Origin of the sequence: Pseudomonas putida W15Oct28 (genome assembly GCF_000708715.2) — a bacterium.
GTDB lineage: Bacteria > Pseudomonadota > Gammaproteobacteria > Pseudomonadales > Pseudomonadaceae > Aquipseudomonas > Aquipseudomonas putida_R.
In genome coordinates this window covers 168,088-188,431 of sequence record NZ_JENB01000006.1, presented here as the reverse complement: position 1 = coordinate 188,431, position 20,344 = coordinate 168,088, and the positions used below count along the sequence as shown (strand labels likewise).

At 64.7% G+C, this 20,344-nt stretch carries 15 protein-coding genes; 9 read left to right on the top strand and 6 right to left on the bottom strand.

What is annotated here, in order from left to right:
• Positions 1-30: 30 nt before the first annotated feature.
• From AK81_RS06015 to qhpG, 6 genes are all read left to right on the top strand, one after another.
• Positions 31-882: a CsgG/HfaB family protein gene (locus AK81_RS06015; protein ID WP_043197480.1), complete on the top strand. Its 852-nt coding sequence runs from the start codon at positions 31-33 to the stop codon at positions 880-882.
• A 570-nt stretch (positions 883-1,452) separates the two neighbouring features.
• Positions 1,453-1,689: a hypothetical protein gene (locus AK81_RS06010; protein WP_028613865.1), complete on the top strand. Its 237-nt coding sequence runs from the start codon at positions 1,453-1,455 to the stop codon at positions 1,687-1,689.
• A gap of 476 nt (positions 1,690-2,165) precedes the next feature.
• On the top strand, positions 2,166-4,076 hold the full coding sequence (locus tag AK81_RS06005; RefSeq protein WP_043197479.1) for a sigma-54-dependent Fis family transcriptional regulator: 1,911 nt from the start codon (positions 2,166-2,168) through the stop codon (positions 4,074-4,076).
• 3 nt (positions 4,077-4,079) lie between these two features.
• Positions 4,080-5,813 (top strand): ABC transporter ATP-binding protein, encoded by a 1,734-nt coding sequence (locus AK81_RS06000; RefSeq protein WP_043197478.1) that lies wholly within the window; start codon positions 4,080-4,082, stop codon positions 5,811-5,813.
• On the top strand, positions 5,803-6,480 hold the full coding sequence (gene qhpE / locus AK81_RS05995; RefSeq protein WP_043197476.1) for a subtilisin-like serine protease QhpE: 678 nt from the start codon (positions 5,803-5,805) through the stop codon (positions 6,478-6,480). Before AK81_RS06000 ends, qhpE begins: the two co-directional genes overlap by 11 nt.
• Positions 6,473-7,780, top strand: coding sequence for a flavin-dependent monooxygenase QhpG (qhpG, locus tag AK81_RS05990; RefSeq protein WP_043197513.1), 1,308 nt, complete (start codon positions 6,473-6,475; stop codon positions 7,778-7,780). Before qhpE ends, qhpG begins: the two co-directional genes overlap by 8 nt.
• Positions 7,781-7,947: 167 nt before the next feature.
• On the opposite strand, the gene AK81_RS05985 is transcribed toward qhpG, so the two are convergent.
• The gene (locus AK81_RS05985; protein WP_043197473.1) at positions 7,948-9,189 is read right to left on the bottom strand and encodes an MFS transporter; all 1,242 of its coding nucleotides are present in this window, start codon (positions 9,187-9,189) and stop codon (positions 7,948-7,950) included.
• Between the two features lie 251 nt (positions 9,190-9,440).
• Here AK81_RS05985 and AK81_RS05980 point away from each other — a divergent pair, with 251 nt between their 5' ends.
• Together AK81_RS05980 and AK81_RS05975 are read left to right on the top strand one after the other, a co-directional pair.
• Positions 9,441-11,180: a sigma-54-dependent Fis family transcriptional regulator gene (locus tag AK81_RS05980; RefSeq protein WP_043197471.1), complete on the top strand. Its 1,740-nt coding sequence runs from the start codon at positions 9,441-9,443 to the stop codon at positions 11,178-11,180.
• A gap of 194 nt (positions 11,181-11,374) precedes the next feature.
• Positions 11,375-12,649 (top strand): carbohydrate porin, encoded by a 1,275-nt coding sequence (locus AK81_RS05975; RefSeq protein WP_043197468.1) that lies wholly within the window; start codon positions 11,375-11,377, stop codon positions 12,647-12,649.
• A 59-nt stretch (positions 12,650-12,708) separates the two neighbouring features.
• On the opposite strand, the gene AK81_RS05970 is transcribed toward AK81_RS05975, so the two are convergent.
• From AK81_RS05970 to AK81_RS05950, 5 genes are all read right to left on the bottom strand, one after another.
• Positions 12,709-13,719 carry a zinc-dependent alcohol dehydrogenase gene (locus AK81_RS05970; protein ID WP_043197466.1) on the bottom strand — a complete coding sequence of 337 codons (1,011 nt, stop codon included), beginning with the start codon at positions 13,717-13,719 and terminating at the stop codon, positions 12,709-12,711.
• Between the two features lie 10 nt (positions 13,720-13,729).
• Positions 13,730-14,548, bottom strand: coding sequence for an SDR family NAD(P)-dependent oxidoreductase (locus AK81_RS05965; protein ID WP_043197463.1), 819 nt, complete (start codon positions 14,546-14,548; stop codon positions 13,730-13,732).
• A gap of 34 nt (positions 14,549-14,582) precedes the next feature.
• Positions 14,583-15,104 carry a 2,4'-dihydroxyacetophenone dioxygenase family protein gene (locus AK81_RS05960; RefSeq protein ID WP_081042021.1) on the bottom strand — a complete coding sequence of 174 codons (522 nt, stop codon included), beginning with the start codon at positions 15,102-15,104 and terminating at the stop codon, positions 14,583-14,585.
• A gap of 209 nt (positions 15,105-15,313) precedes the next feature.
• The gene (locus AK81_RS05955; RefSeq protein WP_043197461.1) at positions 15,314-16,627 is read right to left on the bottom strand and encodes a hypothetical protein; all 1,314 of its coding nucleotides are present in this window, start codon (positions 16,625-16,627) and stop codon (positions 15,314-15,316) included.
• A 157-nt stretch (positions 16,628-16,784) separates the two neighbouring features.
• The gene (locus tag AK81_RS05950; protein ID WP_043197460.1) at positions 16,785-18,278 is read right to left on the bottom strand and encodes an aldehyde dehydrogenase family protein; all 1,494 of its coding nucleotides are present in this window, start codon (positions 18,276-18,278) and stop codon (positions 16,785-16,787) included.
• 494 nt (positions 18,279-18,772) lie between these two features.
• Here AK81_RS05950 and peaA point away from each other — a divergent pair, with 494 nt between their 5' ends.
• Positions 18,773-20,338, top strand: coding sequence for a quinohemoprotein amine dehydrogenase subunit alpha (peaA, locus tag AK81_RS05945; RefSeq protein WP_043197459.1), 1,566 nt, complete (start codon positions 18,773-18,775; stop codon positions 20,336-20,338).
• The last annotated feature ends 6 nt before the right edge of the window (positions 20,339-20,344 follow it).

Below are 20,344 nucleotides of genomic sequence, written 5' to 3'. Positions count from 1 at the left end.
GAAGGGCTTTTATGTTGGGGAGAGAACACCATGAAACGTCTGCTGAGCACGCTGCTGATCCTCACCGCCCTGGGCCTGCAAAGTGGTTGCAGCCTGCGCGAACCCATGTCGGCCGAACAGGACTCGGAAACCCCGACCCTGACCCCTCGGGCCTCGACCTACTACGACCTGATCAACATGCCACGGCCCAAAGGCCGGCTGATGGCCGTGGTGTACGGCTTCCGCGACCAGACCGGGCAATACAAGCCCACCCCGGCCAGCTCGTTCTCCACCAGCGTCACCCAGGGCGCGGCCAGCATGCTGATGGACGCCCTGAGTGCCAGCGGCTGGTTCGTGGTGCTGGAGCGTGAAGGCCTGCAAAACTTGCTGACCGAGCGCAAGATCATCCGTGCTTCGCAGAAAAAGCCTGATGTAGCCGAAAACATCATGGGCGAGCTGCCCCCGCTGCAGGCTGCAAACCTGATGCTGGAGGGCGGCATCATCGCCTACGACACCAACGTGCGCAGCGGCGGCGAGGGCGCCCGCTACCTGGGTATCGACATTTCCCGCGAGTACCGGGTGGACCAGGTAACCGTGAACCTGCGCGCCGTGGACGTACGCACCGGCCAGGTGCTGGCCAACGTGATGACCAGCAAGACCATCTACTCGGTTGGCCGCAGTGCCGGGGTGTTCAAGTTCATCGAGTTCAAGAAGCTGCTGGAAGCCGAAGTGGGCTACACCACCAACGAACCGGCGCAGCTGTGCGTGCTGTCGGCGATCGAGTCAGCGGTAGGGCACTTGCTGGCCCAGGGGATTGAACGGCGGTTGTGGCAGGTGGCGGGGGATCCAGCGGATGGCAAGGCAACGGTGGACAAGTACCTGAGCCAGAATCAGCAGCCGTGAAGCAGATTCAACAGCACCTGCACGGTCAATGTGGGAGCGGCCTTGTGTCGCGAAAGGGCTGCAAGGCAGCCCCGGCGATATGTGCATCACGGCTGATATCCTGGGGCCGCTTTGCGGCCCTTTCGCGACACAAAGCCGCTCCCACATTGACCGCAGCAGCCGGCCAGGAGTGCGATCAGGCAACAGAAGTGTTACTGCGTATACCCTCAGCTTGAAACCCCTCCCTGACATCGGTAGTCTTTCCCCGCTGCTGTCAATCCAGCAGCCGGGTTTGGTCACCCGCAATCATCAAGGCGCACAAGCGCCCGCTCTGCGATACAGTTGGCGCTTTTTTTGTGCCCGCTGTTTCGTTTTATGGCGGCTGTGCGTGGGGCGCCTCCGTGCGCGCCGGTTTCCTTGATTCCCGGTTGACCAACCCGCGTACAGTCGCCACCCATTCGTTTGGTCACGTTGTGTGGCGGCTCCAGTGAATCAAGGAGCGACACAATGACAAAAGGCTTACCTGATCCCCCCGCCCGCGCCACCACGGCGTCCTCCAGTTTCTCGACCTGCGAATGCAGCCATCCTCCGCTGTTTGCCGTGCGTTCTGGGGTGGACTACGAAGATGCGCTGGTGCACCTGTCCACGCTGCTCAAAGGGGCCTTTGCCACCAACCTCAAGGCGTTGGAACTGGCCAAGGGGACCTGTCGTGATCTGCTGTTGAGCAATGACCATGGGCTGGACTCGGCCAAGGCGGTGGTGGAGGCGCTGTTAGATGGAGTGGAGGGGCAACAGTTGACTGTGAGAGGGCTGGCTAGCCCACTTTAAGAAATACAGCGCCGATCTTGAGATCACGCGGTCTCTGTAGGAGCGGCCTTGTGTCGCGATAGGGCTGCAAAGCAGCCCCGGCGATATGTGCATCATGGCTGACATCCCGGGGCTGCTTTGCAGCCCGCTCGCGACACAAGGCCGCTCCTACAGGGGGCAGCGCCAGTTTTCAGGTAACGAGCAACGCCGGCAACCCATCCCCCACAGGTTCGGCACGTTGCAACAAATGTGGGAGCGGCCTTGCGTCGCGATGCGCCGCGCGGGCGGCGCTCGATTCATGCGCCCACAAATAACCTGAGCCGAACACCCTGCGCTCGATTCATGCGCCCACACAAAACTTCAGCCGAACACCCGGCGATCCACGACATCCCCCCCCACCCCATCAATCAGATGACGCCCAGCCTTTTCTCCCGCACACTGCGGAAAATTCCCAAGCCCGTACCCCGCCATCTTGCAGGGCACAGCCGGAGTAGAAAATGGCGCGACAACTCATAACAAACGCCCACGACCCGCTGCACGAATCCCGTCAGGCCCGCTTGAAGCTGGCCAGCGAAGGCGAGCTGCCGCTGGGCATGCTCCGCGATGAGATCGACGCCTCCTGGCGGCGCAGCCTGGGCCATGGTCTGGATTGCCTGCAGGGCGAACAGGTCGGCCTGGGCCTGGAGCAGGGCCATGACCTGCGCATGCTGCTGGAGCGCAACCGCCTGCTGGTCGACGCCGTTACCCCGGAACTGGACTACCTGGTGGCACGCCAGGGCAAGGCGGGCATCGTCATCCTCGGCGACGCCCATGCCAACGTGCTGGCCATCGAAGGCCAGACCCACGTGCTAAGCCGCGAGGGCCTGCGCGACCTGCACCCGGGCAGTTGCTGGAGCGAGTCGCTGCGCGGCACCAATGCCATCGGCACCGCCGTGGTGGAAGGCCGGCCGACGCTGATCAACTGCGGTGAACATTACCTCGACCGCCTCAGCCCGTTTTCCTGCACCTCGGTGCCCCTGCGAGACCCGCGTGGCGAGGTGATCGGTGTACTCGACATCACCCGCGAAGGGGTGATGGCGCAACCGCAGGACAGCCTGTCGACGCTGATGCTGGCGGCCGGCAACATCGAAAGCCGCATGTTCGGCCTGTGCCACCCGGACCAACTGGTGCTGGCCTTCCACAGCCGCCCGCAGTACCTCAACAGTGCCTGGCATGGCCTGTTGGCGTTAAGCCTGGACGGCGAAGTACAGGCCGCCAACGACAGTGCCTGCCAGTTGTTGCAGGTGCCGCGCCATGAGCTGATTGGCCGGCGCAGCACGGACCTGCTCGGCGAGCGGTCACCTGCGTTCATCGCACGCCTGTGGCAGGGTGGGGTGAGCAGTGTGCAGACGGCCAAGGGCGAGTTCTATTTCCGTGCCTTGCAGCTGCCGCGCCATGGTCGGGTCAATGGCAGCGCGCCGGCCAGCAAGCCGACGCTGAGCAAGCAGTCGCCGGCACTCGACGCCCTGGCCGGTGGCGACCCACGGCTGACGCGCAACCTGCGCATGGCCCGCCAGGGGCTGGGCAATGGCCTGCCGGTGCTGCTGCTGGGCGAGACCGGTACCGGCAAGGAAGTGGTCGCCCGGGCTCTGCACCAGGCTAGCCCGCGGGCCGACAAACCGTTTGTGGCCGTCAACTGCGCAGCCATCCCCGAAGGCTTGATCGAATCCGAGCTGTTCGGCTACCGCGAGGGTGCCTTCACCGGATCGCGCCGGGGCGGCATGGTCGGGCGGCTGATGCAGGCCCATGGTGGCACGCTGTTCCTTGACGAAATCGGCGACATGCCGCTGGCCCTGCAGGCGCGCCTGCTGCGGGTATTGCAGGAGCGCCGGGTGGCGCCGTTGGGGGCGGGTGACGAACAGGACATTGATGTGGCGCTGATCTGCGCCACCCACCGCGACCTCAAACGCCTGGTGCAAGAACAGCACTTTCGCGAAGACCTTTACTACCGGGTCAACGGTGTGTCGTTGCGCTTGCCTGCGCTGCGTGAACGCGATGACCTGGCCGCCATTATCCAGGGCCTGCTGGACAAGTCCGATGCCCGTGGCGTAACCCTCGACCCGGCGTTGACCACATTGCTTGAAGGCTTCGACTGGCCGGGCAACATTCGCCAGCTGGAAATGGTCGTGCGCACGGCGCTGGCCATGCGCGAGGACGGCGAGCAGGTGCTGACCCTGGACCACCTCACCGATTGCCTGCTGGACGAACTGGCCAGTGGCACGGCGCCCTCCGGCAGCCTCAAGGACAACGAACTGGAATTGATTCGCGGCGCCCTGGCGCGCCACCAGGGTAATGTTTCGGCCGCGGCCGAGGCACTGGGGATCAGCCGGGCGACGCTGTACCGCAAGCTCAAACAGTTGCGCGGCTGAACCATGGGCCCATTGTTCGCAAGGCTGGTGGACTCCAGCGACCCTGTCCTCATGCGCCAGGCGTTGGCCTGGCTGTATGGTTTCGTGCGCCCCCATCGGCGCGCCATCGGCTTGCTGCTGGGCTTGTCGCTGGGCGCATCGCTGCTGGCGCTGGCGCAACCCTGGCTGGTCAAGACGCTGATCGACGAGGGGCTGCTGGCCAAGGACTACCAGACCCTCTGGCACATGGCGGCGATCATGATCGGCGCGGGCCTGCTGGGCACGGTGCTGGCCGGGGTCAACCGCTACCTGCATACGCGCCTGTCGGGGCGCATCCTGTTTGCCCTGCGTGATGACCTTTACCGCCACCTGCAGCAGTTGTCGCCGACGTTCTATGGGCGGCGGCGCATGGGCGACATTCTTTCGCGGCTGGACGGCGACGTGGCGGAGATCCAGCGCTTTGCCGTGGATTCGCTGTTCTCGGCGGTGTCGGCGGTGATTGGCCTGGTGGGCGCGGTGGCGTTGATGCTGATGCTGTCGTGGCAGCTGTCGCTGCTGCTGGCGCTGCTGGTGCCGATCGAGGTGCTGTGGCTGCGCTGGATGCGGCGCAAGGTGGAGCGTGAAGTGCGCAACCTGCGCGAGCGTTCGGCGGATGTGTCGTCGTTCCTGGTCGAGACCTTGCCGGCGATGAAGTTCATTCAGGCGGCCGGCCAGCAAGGCCGCGAGGCAGGGCGGCTGGATCAGCTTGGCCAGGGTTACATGCGTCAGTTGCTGAAGGTACAGGTGACCGAATTCTTCACCCAGGCCATCCCCGGCACGCTCACTTCCTGGTGCCGCGCTTGCGCGTTCCTGGTGGGCGGCTGGTGGGTGATCCAGGGAACCTGGCAGTTGGGTGCGCTGATCGCTTTTTCCACCTACATGGGCATGGCGGTAGGCCCGGTGCAGAGCCTGCTGGGCCTGTACGTGGCGGTGCAGCGCATGGCGGTGAGCCTGGGGCGGGTGATGGAACTGAAGCGGGAGGCCGTGGCCGTGCGCCCGGCGGCCAACCCGCAACCCATTCCGGACGGCCCGGGCGAATTGCGCCTGGAGGCGTTGAGCTTTGCCCATGAAGGGCGGCAAGGTGCCGTGCTGAACAACGTGCAGGTGTGCGTGCCGGGCGGGTTGAAAGTGGCCATCAGCGGTGCTTCGGGGGTGGGCAAGTCGACCCTGATCGACCTGTTGCAGCGCTTCTACGACCCGGACGCCGGGCGCATTCTGCTGGATGGCACCGACCTGCGCGAACTGGACCTGGCCGCGCTGCGCCGTCGTATAGCCGTTGTCAGCCAGGACATCGTGCTGTTCCGTGGCACGCTGGCGCAAAACCTGGCCTACGGCGTGCCGGAAGCCAGCCGTGCCGAGCTGGAGCGCGTAGTGCGCCTGGCACGGCTGGACAGCCTGGTCGAAAGCCTGCCGTTGGGCCTGGACGGCCTGCTGGGCGAGCGGGGCCAGCAGTTGTCCGGCGGCCAGAAGCAACGCATCGCCATCGCCCGAGCGGTACTGCAAGCCCCGGCGATTCTGGTGCTGGACGAGGCCACCTCGGCAGTGGACGAAGCCACCGAGCGCGAAGTGATCGCGGCCATCGACCAACTGTTCGCCGGCCGCACGCGCATCCTGATCAGCCACCGGGCTTCGACCCTGGCTGATGCCGACCTGCACTTGCAGCTGCATGACGGCCGGTTGCAGGTGCTGCCGCAGGAGGTGATCAAGCATGGGCACTGACCTGCGCGTAGGCATCATCGACAGTGGCTGTTCGCCGGAACAGGCCGGCGGTTTGCTCGGCGCCCGGCGTTTCTGGCTGGAGGACGGCCAACTGCGTGAAGGAGAAATACTGCCCGACCAGCTAGGGCATGGCAGCGCGGTACTTACCAGCTTGCAACGTGAGGCTGGGCCGATGCCGGTGCTGGTGGCCCAGGTGTTCAGTGCCCAGGCCAGCACCAGTGCCTTGCAGGTGGCTGCGGCGCTGCTGTGGCTGGTGGAGGCGGGGGCTACGCTGGTCAACCTCAGCCTCGGCTTGCAGCAGGACCGGCCTGTGCTGCACCAGGCCTGTGCCGAAGCGCTGGCTGCCGGTGTGCTTTTGTGTGCATCCAGCCCGGCACAGGGTGGGCCGGTGTACCCGGCCAGCTATCCCGGGGTGCTCAGGATTACCGGTGATGCGCGTTGCGCGCCCGGCCAGTGGGCCTGGCTTGGCACCCGGCAGGCGGACTTTGGTGGTTATGTGGGGGAGGGTGGCAGAGCGGGCGCGAGCCTGGGCTGTGCGGCTTTGAGCGGGAGGGTTGCGGCATTGCTACGTGACGAACCGGGTATGGATCGCCAGCAGATCCATGACTGGTTGCGCGATCACGCGACGTTCATCGGCCCTGAGCGGCGGGGTGCCAGCCATGGCTGAACCGCGCATTGTGGTGCTGGGCGCCGGCCCTGCAGGTGCTGCCACGGCCATCGGCCTGCGGCGGCTGGGCTACACCGTGACGGTGGTGTCGCAGTGGCGCCGTTTTGCGGCAGTGGAAGGGGTGTCGCAGCGGGTGCTCGAGGGCTTGCGTCATGCGGGCCTTGGCGGGGCCTTGAGCCAGGCGGCCATGCCGGCCACCCGGCAGGTGCACTGGAATGGCCAGCACCTGCACATGAACCAGGAATTTCTGCTGGATCGACAGCGGTTTGACCGGGCGCTGCGCGACGACCTTCAGCGTGCAGGCGTGAGTGTGCTCGAGGGGCGTGTGCGTGAGGTCGTGCACGAGGGCGGCCATCGTGTTCGTCTGGACGATGGGCAGGTACTGATCGCTGATTTCCTAGTCGAGGCCCGAGGCCGTCAGGCACCGCTGGCTGCGGACCGCCTGCGCGGGCCGGAAACCGTCAGCCTGCTCAATGCCTGGCAGGGTAGCCCCGCGGCGCCTGCCTCGGCAGTGGAGAGCCTGGAGGATGGCTGGGCGTGGATGGCGCGGCTGGAGGATGGCCGCTGTTACTGGCAAGTCACGCTGGACGCCGCCGGGTTGCCGGGCAAGTCCGAGCTGGCCGCCTACTGCGCTGAGCGCCGAGGTCAGAGTTCTCTTGTAGCTGAACTGTTCGGTACGCGAGCGCTGGAGCCGGCGCAGGTGCATGCACGCAGCAGCACGGCAATTTTGGCGGGCGATTGCGTCGGGGAAGACTGGCTGCGGGTAGGTGATGCGGCCATGGCGGTTGACCCCCTTTCGGGGAACGGTATTTTCCAGTCGCTGTCGTCGGCACTGCAGGCGCCTGTGGTGATCAACACCTTGCTGCGTAAACCCGAACGCGCAGGGTTGGCGCGCCAGTTTCATCAGCAGCGGATCGAGCAGTTGTTCCTGCGCTTTGCCCGCATTGGCCGGGACTTCTATGCCCAGGAGCAACGCCGGGCGGGGCAACCGTTCTGGGCCCGGCGCCACGGTTGGCCGGATGCCCAGCCGCTGCACCTGGGCGCGGACTGGCGGGCGGTGCGAGTGGCGCGGCAGCCGGTGCTGCGTGACGGGCTGGTGGATGAAGCCGAGGTTGTGGTGACGGCGGACCAGCCGCTGGGGGTTTGGCATTTGCAAGGTGTGGAGCTGGCGTCGATAGTTCGCGGGCTACACGCTGGCCAGGCGCTCAGTGCTGTGCTTGAAGGGCACCAGGTCGAACATCAGAAAATGCTGCGACGTTGGCTCACTCAGCAGGGCTTTACCTTAAGCCCAGTCAGTTGAGCTGTTCGGGGCCGCGTTGCGGCCCTTCGCGGGCTTGCCCGCTCCCACAGGGATAGCGCACTTCTGCACCGAGCGCGTAATCTGTGGGAGCGGGCGAGTCGGGGCGCCGAACCGCCGCGAAGGGCTGCAAGGCAGCCCCAAGGTCGCGGATCGGAGCCGCTGAACCGCTATTCGCTCACCGCCGTCAGGTTACTGCGCCCAACCGTGCGCAGCGGGGCGGTTTCTATCAGGCCCAACCCCAACACCCCAACCACGATTGCGCACCCTGCCTGTAGCAACAACGGGGCGCCGAGGCCATGAAGGTCCGCCAGCCAGCCACCCAGCACGGGGCTTAACACGCCGCCGACCACTTCACCCATGCCCATCACCAGCCCGACGCAGGCAGCAATGCGATGAACAGGTACGGTTTCTGATGGAATGGTAGCCATGAAGATCGGCGCCACACCACTGGCCGACCAGGTGATGAACAACACCGCGCAAAGCATCCAGAACGGCCCTTGAAAGTACAGCGCAGCCAGCGGGGTGAGCGCCCCGATCAGGGAGAACACCACCACCACAGTGCGCCGGCCCAGGCGGTCTGAAAGCGCAGGTACGATGAAACTGCAAAGGGTGGCGCTGGCCCCCAGCACGCTCATCAGGATGCCCATGTCGGTAGAGCTGAACTGCCGCTCGTTCATGTAGTACACCGGCATGAACGCCCAGCCCAGCACCATCCAGGCCACGTAGAAGCACGCGATGAGCATGCTCAACCAGACGTTGCGATAACGCAGCAGTTCTACCAGCGAGCCCGCTTCTGCGGGCTGCGAAGCGGGCTGTACAACGACTGCCTCCTTGGGCTCGCGCACGTACTTCCAGATCATGCACGCGGCGATCAAGCCGGGGATGCCCGCAACGATGAACGCAAGGCGCCAGTGGTAGTGGCTGGCAATCGCCACCAGCAGCAGGGGGGCGATACAAGAGCCCAGCAGGTTGCTGCCAAAGTTCTGCATGATGCCCATGTTGTGGCCGCGGCGGCTTGCCGTGGAGTTCATCGCCATCAGGGTTTGCGAGATGGGCAGTATCGGGCCTTCGGCCACCCCCATCAGCAGGCGGGCAGCCAGCAGCATGAAGAAGGTGCTGGCCAGCCCGGAGAAGAACGAGCACACAGAGAACACGATCACGGCCACCAACAGGTAAGGCTTGCGGCGCCCGCTGCGGTCGGAACGTGCGCCCAGCAGGTAGCCGGACAGTGCCCAGGTCAATGACAAGGCAGATACCAGCAAGCCGATCTGGGTGTTGCTCAAGGACAGGTCGGCGGCCACGAAGGGGGCCAGGAAACTCATGGCATTACGGTCGAAGAAAACAAAACCGAAACTGAGGCTGAGCACGAACAGCAAGCGGTTTTCGTAGGAAGAGAACCAGCGGCGCATGGTGTATCTCCTGCATGATTATTGTTATTGGATTACGCGACGTTCAAAGGCGTCCGCCAGCAGGTGATAGCAAACGCCAGGCCAATCACGCAGGGCGGCACCAAGCCCTTTAATGCAGGGCTGTGAGCGGGGGCTGCAGCGGCGCAAGCCTTGATCTTTGTTGATCAAGCTGGCAAAAGTTGATGATCAAATGACGGCCTCGCCATCGCGTAGCACCGCGCCTGCGCAGAACAAGAACAACAGGAGAAGGTATGAGTCGTTCATCCACCGTGGCACCCCGCGAAACCGTGTCTCGGGCCCCCCAGGCCTATGAAACCAGCAGCCCGACCCCGGCCGACCTGCGTCGCTACCTGCGGTTTTCGGATGAAGATGCGCGTATCTGGCTGGATGACCAGAGCATGGTCATGCTGCACGCCAGCGCGCTGGGTGCCTTGCGCCGCGAGTTGATCGAAAGCGTGGGGCGCGAAGGCGCGCGGCGTATCCTGATGCGCATCGGCTATTCTGCGGGCAGCCAGGATGCCGCGCTGGTACGCAAGCGCTGGCCGGCCTCGGACGAGCGCAGCTCGTTCATCGCCGGCGGCCGGCTGCATGCGTTGCAGGGTGTGGTGCGGGTGGAAACGGTCGACCTTGACCTGGACATCGAACGCGGCCACTTCCACGGCGAATACCTGTGGCACGATTCGCGTGAAGCCCATGAGCACATCGCCCACTACGGGGTTGGCGACGAGGCTGCGTGCTGGATGACCCTGGGCTATGCGGCGGGTTATGCCAGCGCCTTTATCGGCAAGCTGGTGGTGTACCGCGAGGTCGAATGCGTGGCCGCAGGCGGCCGCTGCTGCCGGATTGTCGGTGACACGGCAGATCGTTTGCCAGACCATGAGCACGGCGCCGAGCAGCGCTACTGGGACCCATCGCACTTCATTCAGATGAACTCGATCTGGTCGCCATCCGAGGGCGAGGCGGTACAGCCTGCCTGCACGGCCAGCAGCTTGCCGCTGCAGGACGACATGGTCGGTATTTCTGCTGCGTTCAGCGTTGCCCGTCATCAAATTGCGCAAGTGGCACCCACCCGTGCCACGGTGCTGTTCAGCGGTGAATCGGGGGTGGGCAAGGAGGTGTTCGCCAAGGCGCTGCACCGGCTCAGCCCGCGCGCGCAACAGCCGTTGGTGGCCGTCAACTGTGCAGCTTTGCCGGAAAGCCTGCTGGAGGCCGAGCTGTTTGGTGCCGAAAAAGGCGCCTACACCGGCGCAACGCAGGCGCGTGCCGGTCGCTTCGAACGGGCCTCTGGCGGCACGCTGTTCCTGGATGAAATCCAGGCGTTGAGCATGAGCGCCCAAACCAAGCTGCTGCGCGCCTTGCAAGAGGGGGAAATCGAGCGGGTGGGGGGCAACAGGCCGATCAAGGTCGACCTGCGGGTGATTGCTGCAACCAACGCCAACCTGCGCGAGGCAATTGCCCGTGGCACCTTCCGCGAAGACCTGTTCTTCAGGCTGAACGTGTTTCCCATTCACCTGCCACCGCTGCGCGAGCGCCGGGATGACATCCCGCTGCTGATGGAGCACTTTTTCAAACACTTCACCCAACTGCACGGCAAGCAGGTTACCGGGTTCAGTGCCCGGGCCGTGGAAGCGCTGCTCAACTACAGCTACCCCGGCAACGTGCGAGAGCTGCAAAACCTGGTGGAGCGCGGGGTGATCGCGGCGCCCGGGCAAGCGGCCATCCGCACCCAGCACCTGTTCCCCTCTGGTGAGCAGGCGCCCCGCACCGGGCTGGGTGTGGGCGGTGACGGCAGCCTGTGCAAAGCGGCCAGCGAGCCTGACCCGCAGGGCTCACCCATGGCCGAGCTCAAGCACGCTATCCACAACCAGCAGCTGGAAGAATACCGGCTGGTGTTGCAGGCCTGTAATGGCAACTTGTCCGCCGCCGCACGGCAACTGGGCATCAGCCGCCCGCAACTGGCCTACCGCCTGAAGGCACACGGGCAGGGGTGAGTTGATCATCGAGCTTGATCAAAGCGGATCAATTTGATCAAGCCCGGTCACGTGTTCCGTTGAGAAAACCCCATGGCACAGTGCGTTTGGCCGCGTCCAGGGGGCTGGCACAGCCCTTGCGATGCACCTGGCGCGACTTCCTGAAGCGGTAGTTTCAGGTCGCACTTCATAACAACAAAAACAGAGAGTGCATCATGAATGCTCAACCGAGCGGCACCTGGGTGCCTGGCGTTCGCGTTACCGCCTTGTCCATTGCATTGACCGCCTTCGCGTGTGCTGCCGACGCACAGGAGGCGGTCAAGCTTGACCTGCAAGTGTGGAACCTGTCGGTGAAAAACCTGGATACCGGCCCCGACCCCTACCACTATGCCAACAGCGGCAACGTGTTTGCCGGTGTCGAGGGCGACCTTGACGCACTGGCCAACATCGCCGGGGCATCGTTCAGTTTGCAGTACGTGTTCTTCCCGTTCATGCGGGGTGAAGGGCAGCCCGCCCAGGGCAGTTGGCAGGGCAAGGCCGGGGGTTTCTTTGCCGGGGCACCGATGCACAACGACATCGATACCGGTTACCTGGCCCGCTTCACCTGGAACCAGCGCCTGTTGCAGGACCGCCTGGAACTGGCAGTGGGCCGCAGCAATGCCCGTCAGCACTTCTACATGTCCAACTGTGAAAACGTGATCACCTGCAACGACCCGGTCATCGATAACTCCACCGGTATCCTGCCGTACCCCTATGGCAGTTGGGGTGGCTACGCCCGATACCGTTTCGATTCAGGTTACTACCTGCACAGCGGGGTGTTCGAGTCCAACCCCCAGCACTACTTCAAACGTACCAAGGGGTTTGACTGGGACCCGGGTGACGCCAGCGGTGTCACCTGGCTGGCCGGGGTAGGGGCGAAAGCGGATTTCACCCAGGCCCCGTATGCGTACCATTACGAACTGAACGGTTTTCACAACACCGGCGAACAGATCGACCCCATGGACGGCCGCTTGCGCAGGGGAAGCGATGGGCTGCTGTTCAAGTTCCGCCAGACGTTGGCCAGGGAAGGCGAGGCCGCCATACCCGAGCGGGGTTGGCAGGTGTTTGGCGCCTGGTCCTGGAGCGCCGATGACATGCAGCCGTTTTCGCATTTCGCCGAAGTCGGCGTGACCCGCCTTGGCCCGTTCGGTCGGCCGCAGGACACGCTGAACCTCAAGGCCAGCTACCTGCGCCTGGGGGCGCGCCAGGCAGCCTGGCAAGAGCATGCACGCCTGCTGGCTACCGGTAACGATGAGCGTACGCGCCGCGGTGTATCGCGCATCGAGCTCAACACGCACTGGCAAGTCACCCGCAACCTCGCACTGGAGCCCAGCGTGCAGTACATCTTCAACCCGGACAACTTCTACAACCCCAGCGCGCCAGTGAGTGGCGACGGTGCGGTGATAGCCCTGGAGGTCATGTACAACCTCGGTTCCGCGCTCGGTTTGTAGGCCCTGAACGCAAACCTCCCGCCGAAGCGGGAGGTTTTTACCGGTGGCAATTGAAGTGATCAGGCCTGCTGGGGCGCTACCATGACCTTGCATTGATGCTGGCGTTGGCGCAGGGCTTCGAATGCCTGGGGCATCTCGGCCAGCGACACGGTTTCGCTGACCATCGTCAGCGGGGCGGCATCCGGGCCGGCCAGCACATCTACAGCGGCGCAGAACTCGTCCATGTTGAAAAACGCCGACATGATCAGGTTCACCTCCTTGGACACTGCATGGAACGGCATGAACCTGTCCGCGACCGTGCACAGCCCAAGCACCACCACCGTACCCCGTGGGCGCACATGGTCGATGGCCTGGGCAATCAGGCCTGGGCGCCCGACGCACTCGAACACGATATCGGCTGCGCCGCCCAGGCTTTGCGCCACACGCGCAGGCAGTGCGCCGTCGTCCACCAGAAAGTGCGTCGCCCCAAGGTGCAAGGCGCGCTCGCGCTGCCAGTCACCCAGGTCGGTGATGGCGACCGCAGCTGCGCCCAGGCGTCTGGCCCAGTAGGCCACCGCCAGGCCGATTGCCCCTGCGCCCAGAACCAGTACCTTCGCGCCAGGCTTGAGCCCTGCGCGCATTACCCCGTGCAAGGCCACGGCAAGGGGCTCGGCCAGGGCGCTGTCCTTGAGACCGACACTGCTGGGAATGACCCGGCACTGGTGGCCCTTGGCAGTTGCCCACTGTGCAAAACCGCCCCCCTGCAAGCTGAACGCCGCGCACCAGGCGGGCTCACCGCGCAGGCAACTGCTGCACTGCCCGCAACCGCGCAATGGCGCCACGGCCACGGCATCACCGACTTTCAGGTTGTCGACCTGCTTGCCACACTCAACCACACGCCCGCTGTACTCATGGCCCAGCACGCTGCCTGGGGCGATATCGAAAGCAGGGTCCTGGGTCATGTGCAGGTCACTGCCGCAGATGCCGCAACGGCACACCTCTATCAGCACTTCGTCGGCAGCGGGCACCGGCATCGCAACCGTGCCCAATTGCAGGGGCTGGTTCAGCCCCTTGAACAGAATCGCTTGCATCATCGCCTCCTCAGTCCACCCGGCCGAGCATCTGCCCGCCGTCGATGACGATCTGCGCGCCCGTGACGTAATCCGAGGCGGAAGAGGCCAGGAACAAGGCCAGGCCCTTGATTTCTTCGGTGGAGGCGATCCGGTGTTGCGGCACCCGTTGGGCGAACGCCGCGCGGTCGGCCGGGTTGCGCAAGCGGCCCCCGGCGATGTTGGTCACGAACGGGCCAGGCGCGATTGCGTTGACGTTGATGCCGTAGCGGGCCAGCTCCATCGCGGCCTGCCGCACCAGTGACGCAGCGCCAGCCTTGGCAGGCATGTAGGGCGTGCCGACGATGGCTTCATTGATGATCGCGGCATTGGAGGTGGTGACGATGATGCGGCCCTGGCCACGCGGTTTCATCAAGCGCACCGCAGCGCGCAAGGTGGTGAACACCGAGGTGAGGTTGGTTGCCAGCACCTTGTCCCAGTGCGCTTCGTCCAGCGTCTCCAGAGCGCCTTCAGCGCAGCGCTGGCCCTCGCTGTCCAGAAAGCCGGGGCCGGCGTCGATGCCGGCGTTGGCGAACACCACATCCAGCCGGCCATGGCGCTCGCCGATGCGTTCGAAACAGGCATACATCGCCTGGCGATCGGTGGCGTCCACCACTTCGCCGTGCACAGCGAAACCCAGCGCGGTCAAGCGCGCTACCTGCTCCTGCAGGCGTTCGGCGTCCAGGTCCAGCAGGGTGACCTGTGCCCCGGCTTCGGCCATCACTTCGGCATACGCCAGGCCAATGCCGCTGGCGGCGCCGGTGACCACACAGGTCAAGCCTTCGACGGCAAAACGTTCCCAGTATTTCATCCGCACCTCCCTGTCCGTTGACTGCTGCACCCGCTCACAGGAACAACGCCTGGTTGATCGGCAGCCCGTGTTTTTCGCAATGGCTCACGTAATGGTTGATGAACCAGAACACGTCGGTGGTTTCGGTGTGCTGGCCGTGCTCGTCGAAAAACTCGATGGGCCCGTGAATCCAGAACAGTGCCTTCATGCCTTGCGGGTCATCGGAATACAGGGTGTGGGCGGTGCCTGGGGTTTCGTAGACAAAGCTGCCGGGCCGCGATACCCAGTCGTACTCGTAATACCCCCAGCTGCCCTCCAGCGTCACTGCCGATACCGCTGCGCGGTGCCGGTGGGTGCCGATGCGCCCGCCGCCCTTGACCCAGAGGATGTTGCACACGCTGCCGGTTCGCACATCGAAGCTGAGGTGGCGTATGGCGGCGCAATCGCCGAACGGCACCCAGGGCGATTCATCTTCGCCGGTGCCGATGTGCCCGCCATGCAGGGCATAGCGGTCGACGATGGCGGCATGGGGTTCAGGCGGCAGTTGGACAATGCTTGGTTTCAGGGTGGAGTTCATGAACAGGCCTCGTTGTTTTGTTTTTATGGTCGAGCGTTGGCTCGCGAGGATGCTTTCTGCACAGCCTGTGCCAAGCCCTGAAAGGCCTGATTTACGGGAGTTTTGGCGGGTTGAGGTGGTGGGAATTCATGCAGGCCGGCAGGCTTGATGATCAAATTTGATCAAGCCCGGTGGTGCAGAAGGGGCGCGCTGCGCCCCGTGGTTGCAGGTCAGAAAAAGGTCCCGACCACCAACTGCATATAGGTGCCGGTGTCACGGCTACCCATCTGCGTGCCGCCATTGGCCGCACTGCGGTCAGGCTTGTAGAAGCCCACCAGCGGGCTGATCAGCAGGTGATCGTTGACCATCCACTCCACATACAGGTCCAGCTCGCGCCCGCCGAGGTTGCCCTGGTCGGTTTCCAGCGTATCGAAGTCGAAGTACAGCGCGCCGACGGTCAGGTTGTCCCGTGGTTTGCCTTTGAGCGCTACGTGGTGCACCTGGCTGTTCTTGTTGAACGGCCCGGCATAGTTGGCGGCCACTTCACCCTGGAACCAGGTGCCGTAGCCTCGGCTCAGGCCGTAGAACAGTGGGTCGAAGCCTTCGGAGAAGCGGCTGTAGCGGTAGGTGGCAGTGGGTGACCAGGGCAGTTCGGAGAAGGTCCAGTTGCCCTCCAGGTACCAGGCATTTTCGCGCCCGCCGGTCTTGTCCTGGGTCACGTACTCGGCAGCCAGCTCGAGGTCTTTCACGCCCAGGTTGCCGCGCCCGCGCAGGCTGGCGGTGTCCATGCCGTCGCGGTGCTCCAGGCCCATGATCTGCGCGTAGCGCTGGTCCACGTCCAGGCCGCGGATCCAGCTGAGGCCAACGGTACCGGCGTCGGCAACGTGTTCCAGGTTGGCCACCGCCAGCGAGGTGTCGGCCTGGTAGTGGTTGTCGGACTTCAACCACATCAGGTCGCCGCGCCAGCCCTGTTTGCCGCCCAGGCGCAGCACGGCGGTGCGGTCGAAGGCCTTGCGGGCAGCCAGGTAGTAGGCGCCGCCGCGGTCGAAATTGGCGCCCAGGTCGACCTTGCCCAGGTTCACCGGGTCGCCCTGGATCAGGAAGCCGTCACCCAGCGTCACCACCTGGCGGCCGCCGGAAATATCCACGCCGTCTTCGCCCAGCGCCGGGAACAGGTTGGCTGAGCGCCAGCCCAGGTACAAATCTTCGATGGCGGTGCGGCGCTCATCGCCCAGGGTCAGGCCGGCGGCGTCGCCATCGCCCCAGGTGGCGGAGCTGAGCAGGTTGAAGGCGCCGTAGAGGGCGCCGCTGTCGGCCAGGACCTGGCTGGCGCTGAGGCCGTATTTGACGTAACCCTCCTGCCAGGCGGTGCTGCCGGGTTGGCGGTTGCCGGCCTGGTTGAAGCTTTCGTCGCTGTGGAAGACACCGAACAGGGCTTCGAGGTCGGCGTTGAGAGTGGTGCCGTTCTGGTTGTACAGCTCAAAGGCCTGGCTGGCGGGTGCGGCGAGCAGCAGGGCCAAAGTGCAGGCGAGTGTGTGCCTCATGGGGTGCTCCATGGTTTTTTTAATTGTTGTTTTTGAGTTGCCTGGGCCGGCCTCTTCGCGGGCTTGCCCGCTCCCACAGGTTTTCCTCAGGTCGTCAGAGGAGTGCAATATCTGTGGGAGCGGGCGAGCCCGCGAAGAGGCCGGTGCAGGTAAATGATCAGAGCTTGATCAGCACCGACTTGAGCTCGGTGTAGTGCTCGATGGCAGCAGCGCCCATCTCGCGGCCAACGCCAGACATCTTGTAGCCACCAAACGGCAGCGCCGGGTCCAGCGCGCTGTGGCAGTTGACCCACACCGACCCCGACTTGATACGCGGGATCATCCGGTGCACGGCGGCCAGGTCGTTGGACCAGATGCTCGCGCCCAGGCCATAGGGGTTGTCGTTGGCCATGCCGATTACTTCGTCCAGGTCATCGAACGGCATCGCCACCAGCACCGGCCCGAAGATTTCTTCCTGCACCAGGCGGTGGCGCTGGTCGACATCGACGATCACCGTCGGCTTGACGAAGTAACCCGGCCCAAAGCCTTCGCCGCCGCAGGCGATGGTCGCACCCAGTTCGCGGCCAAGCTCGATATAGCCGGTGACGCGGTCCTGCTGCTTGGCCGAAATCAACGGGCCCATCTGCACGGCCGGGTCCAGCCCGTTACCCAGTTTCATGCCGTTGGCGATGCTGGCGATGTCGGCCACCACGTTGTCGAAGTGCTTGCGGTGTACGTACAGCCGCGAGCCTGCGCAGCACACCTGGCCCTGATTGAAGAAGATCGCCGTGGCGGCGCCGGCAGCGGCTTCCTGCAGGTTGGCGTCGGGCATGACGATGGTCGGCGATTTGCCGCCCAGCTCCAGGGTGACGCGGGTCATGTTGTCCATGGCCGCCTTGCCGATCAGCTTGCCCACTTCGGTGGAGCCGGTGAAGGTCAGCTTGTCGACGCCGGGGTGGCGGCTGAGCGCGGCGCCGGCATTCAGGCCGGTGCCGGTGACCACGTTGAACACACCTGCCGGGTAGCCGGCTTCGTCTACCAGTTCAGCCAGCTTCAGCACGCTCAGCGGGGTTTCATCGGCGGGCTTGAGCACGATGGTGCAGCCGGTGGCCAGGGCCGGGCCGAGCTTCCAGCAGGCCAGCAGCAGCGGGAAGTTCCAGGCGACGATGGCGCCGACCACGCCGATGGCCTCACGGCGCACAAAGCCGTGGAACTGGTCGTTGGGCATCAACGGCATGGAGGCTTCGACGGTGCTACCCTCGATCTTGGTGGCCCAGCCCGCCATGTAGCGCAGGAAGTCGATGGCCAGTTGCACGTCCATCACCTGGGCCACGGCGGCGCTCTTGCCGTTGTTCAGGCATTCCAGCTCGGCCAGCTGGCGGGCGTCACGCTCCATCAGGTCGGCCAGGCGCCACAGCAGGTTTTGCCGTTCGCGCGGGCGCAGGCGGCTCCACGGCGAATCGTCGAAGGCCTGGCGTGCGGCGCGCACGGCGCGGTCGACATCCTCGGCGTCGGCGGCGGGCACCTCGCCCAGCACTTCGCCCGTGGCCGGGTTGCGGAACGACAGGGTGCGACCGCTGGTGGCGTCCTGCCAGTCGGCGCCGATGCGCATCTTCAGCTTGCGTTCGAGAAAGGCGCGGGTGGCGGGCAGGATGGGCAGTTCGGAAAGCATGGGGCTGTGCCTCTTGTCATTGGGTGTGACAGGGACAGGCGCAATGGGCGTGCCAAAGTGGGCAGATGGCCGCAAGGCTTTGAAGGCGTTAGGTTTTGCCTGGGTGCAAGGTTGTGATTGCAGACGTGCGCTGTTGCACATTGAGACGGTGTGAGACGGTGGTGCAACAGTGGCAGTAGCGGCCTCTTCGCGGGCACGCCCGCTCCCACAGGTAACGCACAGACTTGATGCCGGGAGAATTCCTGTGGGAGCGGGCAAGCCCGCGAAGGCCTGCATGGCAGGCCCTTGTCTCAGGATGAAACACCCAGTCGCGAAATGGCACGCTGCAAGTGGCCATCCTGGCTGCTGGCCAAGCCCCGGAAACCCCCTAAAAGGTTGAATGGCAACACTTTTACGTCAACTGGCACAGTTCCTGTATCACAACTGTCACATGCACACCTGCTGTACCAAAGCGTGCGAAAAACGATAAGAACAACAACCGTGGAGGTCTGACCTTGAAGACGACTCGACTCCGGCGGCATGCGGGCAAACTGGCGCTGGTCGCCGCCGCGCTGCTGAGCACCCAGGCCATGGCGGCCGAGCAGGGCCCGAGCCTGTTGCAGAACAAGTGCATGGGGTGCCATATCCCCGAAGGCACCGATACCTACAGCCGCATCAGCCACCAGCGTAAAACCCCGGAAGGCTGGCTGATGAGCATCGCCCGCATGCAGGTGATGCACGGCCTGCAGATCAGCGACGACGACCGTCGCACGCTGGTCAAGTACCTGGCCGACAAGCAGGGCCTGGCGCCCAGCGAAACCGATGGCGTGCGCTACGCCATGGAGCGCCGGCTGAACACGGTCGAGCATTTCGACACCCAGCTCAGCGAAACCTGTGGCCGTTGCCACTCCGGTGCTCGCGTCGCCTTGCAGCGCCGCCCGGCCAAGGAGTGGGAGCACCTGGTCAACTTCCACCTCGGCCAGTGGCCGTCCCTCGAATACCAGGCCCAGGCGCGGGACCGCGACTGGTTGCCGATTGCCCTGCAACAGGTGGTGCCGGAACTTGCCAAGCGCTACCCGCTGGACAACCCGGCCTGGGCTGAATGGCAGCAGGCAAAACCAAAAGCTGACGTGCTGCCGGGGCAGTGGGCGTTCAGCGGCCACATGCTGGCCAAGGGTGACGTGCGCGGTGTGATGAGCGTTTCGGCCGGGGAGGGCGACACCTTCAAGGTCGAGGTCAAGGGCGCCTATGCCGACGGTACGCCGTTCAACGGCAGCGGCACGGCGATCCTGTACAACGGCTATGAATGGCGCGGCAACGTCAAGGTTGGCGACACCAACCTGCGCCAGGTGTTTGCGGCGCTGGATGGCGAAATGAAAGGCCGCATGTTCGAGGCCGAACACGACGAGCGTGGCCTGGACTTCACGGCTGCCAAGGAAGGCAAGGCGCGCCTGCTGGCGGTGCAACCGGCATTCATCAAGGCCGGTGGCGAAAGCGAGATTACCCTGGTGGGCAGCGGCCTGGACGGCAAACCCGACCTGGGTGCCGGGGTAGAAGTGACCGACGTGCTGGAGCAGACCCCGACCCTGGTACGGGTCAAGGCCCGCGCTGCAGCCGACGCCAAGCCTGGCCAGCGCGAAGTGGCGGTGGGTGCGCTCAAGGGCGTGAACCTGGTGGTGTACGACAAGGTCGAGGAAGTGAAAGTGGTGCCGGCGTTCTCCATTGCCCGCATCGGCGAAAACGGTGCTTCGGTGCCGAAGGTGCAGGGCCGCTTCGAGGCCGAAGCCTGGGGCAAGGATGCCAGTGGCCAGCCGCTGCGCATCGGCTACCTGCCGGCCACCTGGAAGGTCGAGCCGTTCAATGAGCGTGCGGTCGAGGACGAAGACGTCAAGTTCGCCGGGCAGATGCAGGCCGATGGCGTGTTCGTGCCAGGCGGTGCCGGCCCTAACCCGGAACGCAAGATGATGACCAACAACGCCGGCAACCTGAAGGTTATCGCCACGCTGGCCGACGGTGGCCAGACCGGCGAAGGGCACATGATCGTCACCGTTCAGCGCTGGAACAACCCGCCGCTGCCGTAACGGCAG

Excerpts from the sequence above, each read along its gene's own strand:
- AK81_RS06015 (WP_043197480.1), top strand. The coding sequence starts at position 31 with ATGAAACGTCTGCTGAGCACGCTGCTGATCCTCACCGCCCTGGGCCTG.
- AK81_RS06005 (WP_043197479.1), top strand. The coding sequence starts at position 2,166 with ATGGCGCGACAACTCATAACAAACGCCCACGACCCGCTGCACGAATCC.
- AK81_RS06000 (WP_043197478.1), top strand. The coding sequence starts at position 4,080 with ATGGGCCCATTGTTCGCAAGGCTGGTGGACTCCAGCGACCCTGTCCTC.
- qhpE (WP_043197476.1), top strand. The coding sequence starts at position 5,803 with ATGGGCACTGACCTGCGCGTAGGCATCATCGACAGTGGCTGTTCGCCG.
- qhpG (WP_043197513.1), top strand. The coding sequence starts at position 6,473 with ATGGCTGAACCGCGCATTGTGGTGCTGGGCGCCGGCCCTGCAGGTGCT.
- AK81_RS05985 (WP_043197473.1), bottom strand. The coding sequence starts at position 9,189 with ATGCGCCGCTGGTTCTCTTCCTACGAAAACCGCTTGCTGTTCGTGCTC.
- AK81_RS05980 (WP_043197471.1), top strand. The coding sequence starts at position 9,441 with ATGAGTCGTTCATCCACCGTGGCACCCCGCGAAACCGTGTCTCGGGCC.
- AK81_RS05975 (WP_043197468.1), top strand. The coding sequence starts at position 11,375 with ATGAATGCTCAACCGAGCGGCACCTGGGTGCCTGGCGTTCGCGTTACC.
- AK81_RS05970 (WP_043197466.1), bottom strand. The coding sequence starts at position 13,719 with ATGCAAGCGATTCTGTTCAAGGGGCTGAACCAGCCCCTGCAATTGGGC.
- AK81_RS05965 (WP_043197463.1), bottom strand. The coding sequence starts at position 14,548 with ATGAAATACTGGGAACGTTTTGCCGTCGAAGGCTTGACCTGTGTGGTC.
- AK81_RS05960 (WP_081042021.1), bottom strand. The coding sequence starts at position 15,104 with ATGAACTCCACCCTGAAACCAAGCATTGTCCAACTGCCGCCTGAACCC.
- AK81_RS05955 (WP_043197461.1), bottom strand. The coding sequence starts at position 16,627 with ATGAGGCACACACTCGCCTGCACTTTGGCCCTGCTGCTCGCCGCACCC.
- AK81_RS05950 (WP_043197460.1), bottom strand. The coding sequence starts at position 18,278 with ATGCTTTCCGAACTGCCCATCCTGCCCGCCACCCGCGCCTTTCTCGAA.